Consider the following 11,932-nt stretch of genomic DNA (forward strand, 5'->3'; position numbering starts at 1 on the left):
CGGTCGCCGTGAACGGCCGCGAGCGAGGAGAGCTTCATGGCTGGTAAGTCCCTGATCGAAACCCGTTCCATCGACTACATCCCCGAGAAAGAGCGGCACGGCCGCCTGCTCAGCCAATTCACCCTGTGGTTCGGCTGCAACCTGCAGATCACCGCCATCGTCACCGGGGCCCTGGCCGTGGTGCTGGGCGGCGACGTGTTCTGGTCGCTGATCGGCCTGTTCATCGGCCAGGTCTTCGGCGGCGCGGTCATGGCGCTGCACGGCGCCCAGGGGCCGAAACTCGGCCTGCCGCAGATGATCTCCAGCCGCGTGCAGTTCGGTGTGTTCGGCGCCGTGATCCCGCTGGTGCTGGTGTGCATCATGTATGTCGGCTTCAACGCCACCGGTGCGGTGCTTGCCGGGCAGGCTGTCAGCTCCCTGCTGGGCGTGAGCGAGACAGCGGGCATCCTGATCTTCGCCGCGGTGATCGTGGTCCTCACCGTCTGCGGCTACCGGGTCATCCACATCCTGGGCAAGGCGGCCAGCGTGATCGGCGTGGCCGCCTTCGCCTATCTGTTCGTGCGCCTGCTGTCGACCAATGACGTCGGCGTGCTGCTGGACAACCGCCACTTCGCCTGGGGCAGCTTCCTGCTCGCGGTGTCGCTGTCGGCCTCCTGGCAGATCGCCTTCGGCCCCTACGTCGCCGACTACTCGCGCTACCTGCCGAGCCACACCTCGTCGCTGAAGACCTTCCTCGCCGTTGGCGTCGGCTCGGTGCTGGGCTCGCAGGCCTCGATGGTTCTCGGCGTGTTCGCCGCGGCGCTGGCCGGCAAGGCCTTCTCCGGCCAGCCGGTGGCCTTCATCGTCGGTCTCGGCGCCAGCGGCCTGCTGGCTTCGGCGCTGTTCTTCAGCGTGATCCTGGGCAAGACCACCATCTCCACTCTCAACGCCTACGGCAGCTTCATGTGCATCGCCACCATCATCAGCGGCTTCCGCGGCCAGCTGACCATCAGCCGCGCCCAGCGCCTGGTGTTCGTACTGTGCATCGTCGGCCTGTCCACCGGCCTGGCGCTGGCCGGACAGCATTCGTTCCTGGCGGCGTTCAAGTCCTTCCTGCTGTTCCTCCTGGCGTTCTTCACCCCGTGGAGCGCGATCAACCTGGTGGACTACTACGGCATCACCCGTGAGCGCTACGACGTACCGGCCCTGGGCGATCCGGACGGCCGTTACGGTCGTTGGAACTGGATCGGCATCGGCGTCTACGTCTTCGGCGTGCTGATTCAGATGCCGTTCATCGACAGCGCCTTCTACAGCGGCCCGATGGTCGAGAAGCTCGGTGGCGTGGACATTTCCTGGCTGGTCGGCCTGGCGCTGCCGGCGCTGGTCTATTACTTCCTGGCTCGCGGCAGCAAGCGCCAGGTTCCGGCGCAGATGGTCCTGCCGAGCCAGGCCTGACGACGAGAGGTAACGATGAAACAGCTCTGGCAAAACTGCCACGCGGCGACCATGGTCGGCGGCAAGTACTCGATCATCGAGGATGCGGCCGTCCTCACCGACGGCGAGCGGATCAGCTGGATCGGCCCGCGCGCCGAGCTGCCGGCACATGACGCGCAGCGCAGCCACGACCTGGACGGCGCCTGGCTGACGCCGGGGCTGATCGACTGCCACACGCACCTGGTGTTCGGCGGCGACCGCAGCGCCGAGTTCGAGATGCGCCTGGAAGGCGCCAGCTACGCCGAGATCGCCGCTGCCGGCGGCGGCATCGCCAGCACCGTGCGCGCTACCCGCGAGGCCAGCGAGGACGACCTGCTGAGCAGCGCGGTCCGCCGCGCCCGGCCGCTGTTGGCCGACGGCGTGACGGTGCTGGAGATCAAGTCCGGCTACGGCCTGGACCTGGCCAGCGAACGCAAGATGCTGCGCGTCGCCCGCCGCCTGGGCGAAGTGTTGCCGGTGACGGTGCGCACCACCTGCCTCTCGGCCCACGCATTGCCGCCGGAATACGCCGGGCGAGCCGACGACTACATCGACTTGATCTGCAGCGAAATCCTCCCGGCGCTTGCCGCCGAGGGGTTGGTCGACGCGGTGGACGCCTTCTGCGAGCACCTGGCGTTCTCCCCGGCGCAGGTCGAGCGGGTGTTCAAGGCCGCCAAGGCCCTCGGCCTGCCGGTCAAGCTGCACGCCGAGCAACTGTCGTCGCTGCACGGTTCGAGCCTGGCGGCGCGCTACCAGGCGCTTTCGGCCGATCACCTGGAATACATGACCGAGGAAGACGCCATTGCCATGGCCGCCGCTGGCACCGTTGCCGTGTTGCTGCCGGGTGCCTTCTTCGTCCTGCGCGAAACCCAGCTGCCGCCGATGGATGCGCTGCGCAAGCACGGCGTGGCCATCGCCCTGGCCAGCGACCTCAACCCCGGCACCTCGCCGGCGCTGTCGCTGCGCCTGATGCTGAACATGGGCTGCACCGCCTTCCGCCTGACCCCGGAAGAAGCGCTGGCCGGCGTGACCCTGTACGCCGCTCGTGCGCTTGGCCTGGAAGCCGACCACGGCAGCCTGGAAGCGGGCAAGCTCGCCGACTTCGTCGCCTGGGACATCCAGCGCCCGGCCGAACTGGCCTACTGGCTGGGCGGCGACCTGCCCAAGCGCATCATTCGCCACGCAGAGGAAATCACCTGTGGATAACGTCCTGAGCTTCAGCCGCGGCCGCGTTCCGCTGCTGATCAGCATGCCGCACCCGGGCGTGCGCCTGACCCCGGCGGTGGCCGCCGGCCTGGTCGACGAGGCGCAGGAGCTGGCCGACACCGACTGGAACATTCCGCGCCTGTACGACTTCGCCGAGGAGCTGGGCGCCAGCACCCTGGCGGCCAACTATTCGCGCTACGTCATCGACCTCAACCGCCCGGCCGACGACCAGCCGCTGTACGCCAGCGCCACCACCGGCCTGTACCCGGAAACCCTGTTCGACGGCCGCCCTCTTTATAAGGAAGGCCAAACCCCGTCGAAGGAAGAGCGCGCGCGCTACCTGGCGGAAGTGTGGACGCCTTACCATCGCACCCTGGAAGAGGAGCTGGCGCGGCTGAAGGCCGAGTTCGGCTACGCCTTGCTGTGGGATGCGCACTCGATCCGCTCGCACATCCCGCACCTGTTCGACGGCCGCCTGCCGGACTTCAACATCGGCACCTTCGCCGGCGCCAGCTGCGATCCGCAAATCGCCGAGCGCCTGCAAGCAGTCTGCGCCGAGGCGGTGGGCTACAGTCATGTGCTCAACGGTCGCTTCAAGGGCGGCCACATCACCCGCCACTACGGCCAGCCGCAACAAGACGTGCACGCGGTGCAGCTCGAACTGTCGCAGTGCACCTACATGAACGAGATAGCGCCCTTCGACTACCGCGAGGAACTGGCTGGCCCGACCCGCGCGGTGTTGCGGCAGATGCTCGAGAGCTTCCTCGCCTGGGGGCGGGAGCGTTACGGGCGCTGATCGACTGCACCTGTAGGAGCGGACCTTGTCCGCGAATCGCGCGCATGGCGCGCTCCTACAGGGAAGCTTCGGTGCTGGGATTTCGCGGATGAGATCCGCTCCTACAAAGCCCGTGGTCAGGGCGCCTGGAGATAGGCACCCGGGTCGATGAAGAACATCTTCTTCCAGCCCTGACTTTCCCGGGTCATCGCCCAGGGGCGCGGCAGCAGCGACAGCACTGAATAGTGCAGGTGTGGCGGCCGGCCATTGGCGTTGCCGCTGGTGCCCACCGTCCCGAGCACTTCGCCACGACTGACCGGCTCCAGCGGCGAGGCGCTCGTGTCCTGCAGGTGCGCCATGTAGTGCAGGCGCCATTTCGGGCCGAGCAGCACCACCACCTTGCCGCCGAGGCTGAGTTCGCCGCGGTACAGCACCAGCCCCGACACGGGCGCGACGACCGGCGTGCCGGAGTCGGCGAAGATGTCTATGCCCTTGTGCACGCCGGATAATCCCCAGGGCTCGTACCAGAAGGAACGCGAATTCCAGTCGCGGCTGCGCGCGCCCTGTACCGGGATCTGCGGATGCTCGGGAAGCAACATGGGCGCGCCGATCAGCACGGCCAGCAGGGCGAGGACGCGCCGGCGCTTCAAACCTGCAGGCCCAGGTGGCGGATCGGCGGGATGGGGGCGGCCAGACGGTCCCAGACGTCGTCGAGCAATTCGGCGGGGTAGAAGGAGGGCAGTCGCGTCAGGTCGTCGCGCGCCACCCAGGCCACTTCGCGGATGTCGTGCTCATCGCCGCCCAGGCCGATCAGGTTGTCCAGGCTGAGTTCACCGCGCCAGGCGTCGACTCGGTAGAACAGCTCCATGTGGAAGCGCCCGGCCAGTGGCTCGGCGAATTCGCGGACGTAGACCAGCGGCCCGACCTCGACTTCCAGGCCTGTTTCCTCGCGGCACTCGCGCTTCACCGTGTCGCGCGTCGATCGGTCGCTCTGCGACTCGAAGCCGCCGCCCGGGGGAATCCAGTAGATGTCGCCGTCCACTTCGTGGCGCACGAGAAGAATGCTCTGCTCGCGGACCAGCAGGCCGGCGGCGCGGATACGGTGCTGCAGGGGATTCATCGCCAGTCGAGCCTCGCCAGCTTCCAGGTGTAGCCGTCGCGCCACCATTCCAGGCTGACGCTGTAGGGCCGGTTGCGCCGGCGTTCGGGCAGCAGGCCGGCGCCGCCGGTGACCGCCAGTTCCACCTGGGTGCGACCGATGCCGTCGTAGAGGCGGTCGACCCGGGTGCTCTTGCCCAGGGCGATGAAGCGCATGCCCTGCTGCTCGGCAAATACCTGGCCGAGGGTGCGGTGCGCCCAGTCGCGGTCGTAGCCACCCTGGGTGCGGAAATCCTGGTGCAACTGCTCGAGCACCGCCTGGGTATCGTGCGCGTCGAGGTTGCGCTTGAGTTGGCGCACCGCGTCGCCCAACTGGTCCTGCGGGGTGTCGCTGCCGCATCCGGCGAGCAGACAAGTGGCGAACAACAGGCAAAGATACAACTTCCTTCGCATGCTGCATGAACTCCTTATCGGTTTTTCGCGGGCGCAGGTATCATGCCCGACAACCTAGGGATGGTATCCGGTCGAAGGACGACCGCACGTGCAGATTCGGGAGTGCGCCATGCAACTTTTGTATCCGGAAATCAAGCCTTACGCCCGCCACCAGTTGGCCGTCGAAGAGCCCCACGTCCTTTATGTGGACGAGAGCGGCACCCAGGACGGCCTGCCGGTGCTGTTCGTGCATGGCGGTCCGGGTGCGGGTTGCGATGCGCTGTCGCGACGCTTCTTCGATCCCAACCTCTACCGCATCGTCACCTTCGATCAGCGCGGCTGTGGCCGCTCCACGCCCTTCGCCAGCCTGGACAACAACACGACCTGGAACCTGGTGGCGGACATGGAGCGCATCCGTGAGCACCTGGGCATCGAGAAGTGGGTGCTGTTCGGCGGCTCCTGGGGTTCGACCCTGTCGCTGGCCTACGCCCAGACTCATCCAGAACGCGTCCATGCGCTGATCCTGCGCGGCATCTTCCTGTGCCGCCCGCAGGACTTGCAGTGGTTCTACCAGGAAGGCGCCAGCCAGATGTTCCCCGATTACTGGGAGGACTACCTGGCGCCGATTCCGGCGGATGAGCGCGGCGACCTGATGCAGGCATTCCGAAAGCGCCTGGTGGGCAGCGACCAGATCGCCCAGATGCACGCCGCGCGCGCCTGGTCGGTGTGGGAGGGGCGTACCGCCACCCTGCGGCCGAACCCGGCGGTGGTCGATCGCTTCAGCGATCCGCACCGTGCGCTGTCCATCGCCCGCATCGAGAACCACTACTTCATCAACGGCGGGTTCCTCGAACCGGACCAGTTGCTGAGCAACATGCACCGCATCGCCCATCTGCCCGGCGTCATCGTTCACGGCCGCTACGACGTGGTCTGCCCGCTGGACAACGCCTGGACGCTGCACAAGGCCTGGCCGAACAGCGAGCTGCAGATCATCCGCGACGCCGGCCACGCCGCCAGCGAGCCGGGTATCGCCGATGCGCTGGTGCGTGCCACCAATGAAATCGGTCGCCGCCTGCTGAACCTCCCGCCGGAGGCTGAATGAAGGCGCTGATCCAACGGGTGAGCGCGGCGCGCGTCGAGGTCGACGGGGAAATCGTCGGCGCCATCGACCAGGGCCTGCTGGCGCTGGTCGGTGTGGAACCGCAAGACGACGAACCGGGCGCCCAGCGGTTGTTGCACAAGCTGCTTAACTATCGAGTGTTCGCCGATATTGAAGGTAAAATGAACCTTTCTCTTGGCGATGTTGGCGGCGGCCTGCTGCTGGTCTCGCAGTTCACCCTGGCCGCCGACACCCGCAAGGGTCTGCGGCCGAGTTTTTCCAGCGCGGCGCCCCCGGCACAGGGCGCCGCGCTGTTCGATTACCTGGTAGAGCAGGCACGAGCCCGTCATCCGCTGGTCGCCACCGGACGTTTCGGCGCCAACATGCAGGTTCACCTGGTCAACGACGGGCCGGTGACCTTTCTTCTGGAGGCTTGAACGCACGGCAGCCTGTAACCGGGCCGTAGGATGATGGTAACGCGCATGCAAGCACAACAATGGCTCCCCGGGAGCGCCGGCCACCGGGCCGGACAGGGGTTCCCCGAACGTAACGGGGAATCATCCGGGCTCACCGGGGTCGTATCTCAATCGCCGGCACTTGGCATCGTCCAGGCCGGCTTTGGTTTATGTAAGTTCACGGACGAGGGGGACTCGTGATTTTCCGTTCCGTTCAGCAACCCGCATCCCGTAATTTCCTGCGCGACCTCATGCTGGTCGGCTCGGCCATTCTGGCCATGGGCGCCAGCCAGGCCTGGGCCTTCAACATCGATGACGTCGCCGCTCAGGCGAAGACGCTCGCCGGCGAGAAGTACAGCGCGCCGACCAGCAACCTGCCGAAGGTCTTCAGCGAAATGAAGTTCGCCGATTACCAGCAGATTCGCTTCCGCACCGAGAAGGCCTACTGGTCCGACCAGAAGACGCCGTTCAAGCTGAGCTTCTATCACCAGGGCATGCACTTCGACACCCCGGTGAAGATCAATGAAGTGACGGCCACTGGCGTCAGCGAGATCAAGTACGATCCTTCGCGTTTCGACTTCGGTTCGCTGCAGTTCGATGCCAATGCCACCAAGGATCTCGGCTACGCCGGCTTCCGCGTGCTCTACCCGATCAACAAGGCCGACAAGCTCGACGAGATCGCGACCTTCCTCGGCGCGAGCTACTTCCGCGTCGTCGGCAAGGGTCAGGCCTACGGTCTGTCTGCCCGCGGCCTGGCGCTGGACACCGCGCTGCCGTCCGGCGAAGAGTTCCCGCGCTTCCGCGAATTCTGGATCGAGCGTCCGAAGCCGCAGGACAAGCACCTGGTGATCTTCGCCCTGCTGGATTCGCCGCGTGCGACCGGCGCCTATCGCCTGATCATCCGTCCCGGCAAGGACACCGTGGTCGACGTACAGGCCAAGGTCTTCCTGCGCGACAAGGTCAGCAAGCTCGGCATCGCGCCGCTGACCAGCATGTACCTGTTCGGCTCCAACCAGCCTTCGGCGCAGCACAACTACCGTCCGGAGCTGCATGACTCCGCCGGCCTGCAGATCCTCGCCGGCAACGACGAGTGGATCTGGCGCCCGCTGAACAACCCGAAACACCTGGCGGTGAGCAGCTACAGCGTGGAGAACCCGAAAGGCTTCGGTCTGCTCCAGCGCGGTCGCGAGTTCAGCCGTTATGAAGACCTCGACGACCGCTACGACCTGCGCCCGAGCGCCTGGATCGAACCGCGCGGCGAGTGGGGCAAGGGCAGCATCGAGCTGGTCGAGATTCCGACCCCGGACGAAACCAACGACAACATCGTCGCCTTCTTCAACCCGGAGAAGCGCCCGGAGCCGGGCCAGTCGATGGACTTCTCCTACCGCCTGCACTGGACCATGGACGAGGATGCCCTGCATTCGCAGAAGATCGCCCAGGTCAAGCAGACCATGCGCTCCGTGGGTGATGTGAAGCAGGCCAACCTGATTCGCCAGCCCGACGGCAGCACCGCCCTGGTGGTGGACTTCGAGGGTGCGAACCTGAAGGTCCTGCCGCCCGATGCGCCGGTCACCACCCAGGTGAGCACCGACAGCAACGCCGAGGTCAAGGAAAACGCCCTGCGTTACAACCCGGTGACCCAGGGTTGGCGACTGACTCTGCGGATCAAGGTGAAAGATCCGAAGAAGCCGACGGAGATGCGTGCCGCGCTGGTCAAAGATGGACAGACCCTGTCCGAAACCTGGAGCTACCAGCTGCCCGCCGATGAATAACCCGACCTCTACCAAGGCCCCGCTGGCCGAGTACCTCGAGCACCTGCCGCTTTCTGAGCAGGCGCGCGAGGAACTGGCCGGCAGCGGCTCCTTCGAAGACCTGCACCAGCGCCTGGCGGCACAAGCCGCCCAGGCGCCGGCTGCCGCCGGGGACGCCGCGCTGGCGTCCATCGGCCCACGACTGCAGCTTGGCTATGGCCCGACGCCGGACGACGGCGAGATGCTCGGCATGGACGACAACGGCCGCGCCTACCTCAAGGCCGCGCCGCCGATCCAGCGCACCAAGGTGCTTCCCGAGCCCTGGCGGACCAATCCGCTGATGCGTGGCTGGCGTCGCCTGACAGGCCGCAGCAACCCGTCCAAACCGGCTCGCGACCTGCCCAAGGCGCGCTGGCAGAGGGTTGGCTCGCTGCGTCGGATGATCCTGCTGCTGCTGATGCTCGGCCAGACCAGCATCGCCACCTACTACATGAAGGGCATCCTGCCCTACCAGGGTTGGGCGCTGATCGACCTCGAGGAGATCAACCGCCAGACCTTCCTGCAGACCGCGGAGCAGGTGCTGCCGTATCTGATCCAGTTCGGCGTGCTGCTGCTCTTCGCCATCCTCTTCTGCTGGGTCTCGGCCGGTTTCTGGACCGCGCTGATGGGCTTCTGGGAGCTGCTCAGCGGCCATGACCGCTATCGCATCTCCGGCAGCAGCGCCGGCACCGAGCCGATCGCCGCCGATGCGCGTTGCGCCATCGTCATGCCGATCTGCAACGAAGACGTTCCGCGCGTGTTCGCCGGCCTGCGGGCGACCTTCGAGTCGGTGGCAGCCAGCGGCGAGCTGGATAGCTTCGATTTCTTCGTGCTCAGCGACACCTACCAGGCCGATATCGCCGTCGCCGAACAGCAGGCGTGGATCGAGCTGTGTCAGGAGACCAAGGGCTTCGGCAAGCTGTTCTATCGCCGCCGTCGCCGTCGCGTGAAGCGCAAGAGCGGCAACATCGACGACTTCTGCCGTCGCTGGGGCAGCCAGTACAAGTACATGGTGGTGATGGACGCCGACAGCGTGATGAGCGGCGACTGCCTGGCCAAGCTGGTGCGGCTGATGGAAGCCAACCCGGAAGCCGGGATCATCCAGACCGCGCCCAAGGCGTCGGGCATGGACACCCTGTACGCGCGTATGCAGCAGTTCGCCACTCGCGTCTATGGTCCGCTGTTCACCGCCGGCCTGCACTTCTGGCAGCTCGGTGAGTCGCACTACTGGGGGCACAACGCGATCATCCGCATGAAGCCCTTCATCGAGCACTGCGCCCTGGCGCCGTTGCCCGGCAAGGGTTCCTTCTCCGGGGCCATCCTTTCCCACGACTTCGTCGAAGCCGCGCTGATGCGCCGCGCCGGCTGGGGCGTGTGGATCGCCTACGACCTGGAAGGAAGCTACGAGGAACTGCCGCCGAACCTGCTCGACGAGCTCAAGCGCGACCGTCGCTGGTGCCACGGCAACCTGATGAACTTCCGCCTGTTCCTGGTCAAGGGCATGCACCCGGTGCACCGCGCGGTGTTCCTCACCGGCGTGATGTCCTACCTGTCGGCGCCGCTGTGGTTCTTCTTCCTGGTGCTGTCCACCGCGCTGCTGGCGGTGCACCAGTTGATGGAGCCGCAGTACTTCCTGGAGCCGCGCCAGCTGTTCCCGATCTGGCCGCAGTGGCATCCGGAAAAAGCCATCGCGCTGTTCTCCACCACCCTGACCCTGCTGTTCCTGCCCAAGCTGCTCAGCGTCATGCTGATCTGGGCAAAGGGCGCCAAGGCCTTCGGTGGGGTGATCAAAGTCACCCTGAGCATGCTTCTGGAAATGCTCTTCTCGGTGCTGCTGGCGCCGGTGCGCATGCTCTTCCACACCCGCTTCGTGCTCGCCGCGTTCCTCGGCTGGGAAGCGCAGTGGAAGTCGCCGCAGCGTGACGACGACGCCACTCCGTGGAGCGAAGCGCTGCGCCGGCACGGCATGCAGACCCTGCTGGGCCTGTGCTGGGCGCTGCTGGTCGTGTGGCTGAACCCGCGCTTCCTGTGGTGGCTGTCGCCCATCGTCGGTTCGCTGATGCTGTCGATCCCGGTGTCGGTGATCACCAGCCGGGTCAACCTCGGCCTGCGTTCGCGTGACGAGAAGCTGTTCCTCATTCCCGAGGAATACGACACCCCGCGCGAGCTGCGTTCCACCGACGAATACACCTATCAGAACCGCTGGCAGGCGCTGAAGGACGGCTTCGTGCGCAGCGTCACTGACCCGCTGCTCAACGCCCTGGCCTGCGCCATGGGTACCGCGCGCCACGCGCAGTCCCCGGCCATCGAGGCGATGCGCGAACGCCGTGTGCGCGAAGCGCTGGAAGTGGGGCCGGAGAAGACCGTTGGCGAGGCCCGTCTGGCCCTGCTCAGCGATCCGGTCGCGCTGTCGCGCCTGCACCTGCAGGTCTGGAAGGGCGGTCACGACAACTGGCTGGGCGTGTGGCGCAAGTCGCTGCAGGCCGACCAGCATTCGCCGGCGCTGCCCCTGGCACCGGCCGAGGCTGGCGGTGGCGCGACCCTGCCTGCCGCCTGACCCGCCTGCCGCACCCCGTCGCTCGGCGGGGTGCGGCACGGCAGCCGGCTCTCCCCGATGCGGGGCCGCTGCCAACCTTCGCAACAACCTGAAAAGCCTCCTCGCCGCCGTCCTCTGGTACCATGCGCGCCCTTTCGTGCGCCTGCAGCGGCCATCGCGCGTCCCAGGACGCCACCTCGCTCGGCGATTGGGCGCACGCACCTTTTCGACTGCCTAGGAGTTCGGGGAATGAAGAAGTATCTGGCATCGCTGCTGATGGGCGTCTGCGCCCTGGTCGGCGTGGGCGCGGCACAAGCCGGCGCGATCGACGAGGCGGCCAAGCGCGGCACACTGCGCGTCGGCATGGACCCGACCTACATGCCCTTCGAGATGACCAACAAGCGCGGCCAGATCGTCGGCTTCGAAGTCGACATCCTCAAGGCCATGGCCAAGTCCATGGGCGTCAAGCTGGAACTGGTCTCCACGGGCCTCGACGGCATCATCCCGGCGCTGCTGACCGACAAGTTCGACATGATCGGCTCGGGCCTGACGCTGACCCAGGAGCGCAACCTGCGCATCAACTTCACCGAACCCTTCGCGGTGGTCGGCCAGACCCTGCTGATCCGCAAGGAGCTGGAAGGCACCATCAAGTCCTACAAGGACCTGAACGATCCGAAGTACCGCATCACCTCCAAGGTCGGCACCACCGGCGAGTTCGTCGCCAAGAAGCAGATCGCCAAGGCCCAGTACCACGGTTTCGACAACGAGCCCGAGGCGGTCATGGACGTGGTCAACGGCAAGGCCGACGCCTTCATCTACGACTCGCCTTACAACGTGGTCGCGGTCGGCAAGTTCGGCGCCGGCAAGCTGGTGTTCCTCGACCAGCCGTTCACCTACGAGCCGCTGGCCTTCGGCCTGAAGAAGGGCGACTACGACTCGATCAACTTCATCAACAACTTCCTCAAGCAGATCCACGAAGACGGCACCTACGATCGCCTGCACGACAAGTGGTTCAAGAGCACCGATTGGCTGAAGGACATGGAATAATCCACGTCCCGAATGTGTCGCCCCGACGCGCAGGCCCCGGCC

The 11,932-nt window shown here is 66.3% G+C and carries 11 protein-coding genes; 8 read left to right on the forward strand and 3 right to left on the reverse strand.

The window, feature by feature from the left end:
* Positions 1-36 precede the first annotated feature (36 nt).
* From ACA097_RS14635 to hutG, 3 genes are read left to right on the forward strand one after another with little or no spacing between them, the layout of a single operon-like run.
* Positions 37-1,434: a cytosine permease gene (locus tag ACA097_RS14635; protein ID WP_043256007.1), complete on the forward strand. Its 1,398-nt coding sequence runs from the start codon at positions 37-39 to the stop codon at positions 1,432-1,434.
* 15 nt (positions 1,435-1,449) lie between these two features.
* On the forward strand, positions 1,450-2,658 hold the full coding sequence (hutI, locus tag ACA097_RS14640) for an imidazolonepropionase (protein WP_371364129.1): 1,209 nt from the start codon (positions 1,450-1,452) through the stop codon (positions 2,656-2,658).
* Positions 2,651-3,454, forward strand: coding sequence for an N-formylglutamate deformylase (gene hutG / locus ACA097_RS14645; RefSeq protein WP_043256003.1), 804 nt, complete (start codon positions 2,651-2,653; stop codon positions 3,452-3,454). The genes hutI and hutG overlap by 8 nt, the downstream gene beginning before the upstream one ends.
* 116 nt (positions 3,455-3,570) lie before the next feature.
* On the opposite strand, the gene ACA097_RS14650 is transcribed toward hutG, so the two are convergent.
* Genes ACA097_RS14650 through ACA097_RS14660 form a run of 3 tightly spaced genes read right to left on the reverse strand, consistent with a single transcriptional unit; the run spans position 3,571 to position 4,984 of the window.
* Positions 3,571-4,032, reverse strand: coding sequence for a M23 family metallopeptidase (locus tag ACA097_RS14650; RefSeq protein ID WP_371370521.1), 462 nt, complete (start codon positions 4,030-4,032; stop codon positions 3,571-3,573).
* A gap of 47 nt (positions 4,033-4,079) precedes the next feature.
* Positions 4,080-4,553: an NUDIX domain-containing protein gene (locus ACA097_RS14655; RefSeq protein WP_371364131.1), complete on the reverse strand. Its 474-nt coding sequence runs from the start codon at positions 4,551-4,553 to the stop codon at positions 4,080-4,082.
* Positions 4,550-4,984: a hypothetical protein gene (locus ACA097_RS14660; protein WP_371364133.1), complete on the reverse strand. Its 435-nt coding sequence runs from the start codon at positions 4,982-4,984 to the stop codon at positions 4,550-4,552. Before ACA097_RS14660 ends, ACA097_RS14655 begins: the two co-directional genes overlap by 4 nt.
* Positions 4,985-5,093: 109 nt before the next feature.
* Between ACA097_RS14660 and pip the strand changes: the two genes are divergently transcribed.
* The 5 genes from pip to ACA097_RS14685 all read left to right on the forward strand — a co-directional run bounded on the left by pip (position 5,094) and on the right by ACA097_RS14685 (position 11,890).
* Entirely contained in the window at positions 5,094-6,065 is a 972-nt protein-coding gene (gene pip, locus ACA097_RS14665; RefSeq protein WP_371364135.1) for a prolyl aminopeptidase, read from the forward strand.
* A complete protein-coding gene (gene dtd, locus ACA097_RS14670; RefSeq protein ID WP_371364137.1) occupies positions 6,062-6,499 on the forward strand; it encodes a D-aminoacyl-tRNA deacylase in 438 nt (145 codons plus the stop codon). Before pip ends, dtd begins: the two co-directional genes overlap by 4 nt.
* 215 nt (positions 6,500-6,714) lie before the next feature.
* Entirely contained in the window at positions 6,715-8,289 is a 1,575-nt protein-coding gene (locus ACA097_RS14675) for a glucan biosynthesis protein G (protein ID WP_160288640.1), read from the forward strand.
* A complete protein-coding gene (mdoH, locus tag ACA097_RS14680) occupies positions 8,282-10,864 on the forward strand; it encodes a glucans biosynthesis glucosyltransferase MdoH (protein ID WP_371364139.1) in 2,583 nt (860 codons plus the stop codon). Before ACA097_RS14675 ends, mdoH begins: the two co-directional genes overlap by 8 nt.
* A gap of 228 nt (positions 10,865-11,092) precedes the next feature.
* On the forward strand, positions 11,093-11,890 hold the full coding sequence (locus ACA097_RS14685; RefSeq protein ID WP_043255990.1) for a transporter substrate-binding domain-containing protein: 798 nt from the start codon (positions 11,093-11,095) through the stop codon (positions 11,888-11,890).
* Positions 11,891-11,932 lie beyond the last annotated feature (42 nt).

This window comes from Pseudomonas sp. QL9, from assembly GCF_041409665.1.
Lineage (GTDB): Bacteria > Pseudomonadota > Gammaproteobacteria > Pseudomonadales > Pseudomonadaceae > Pseudomonas > Pseudomonas knackmussii.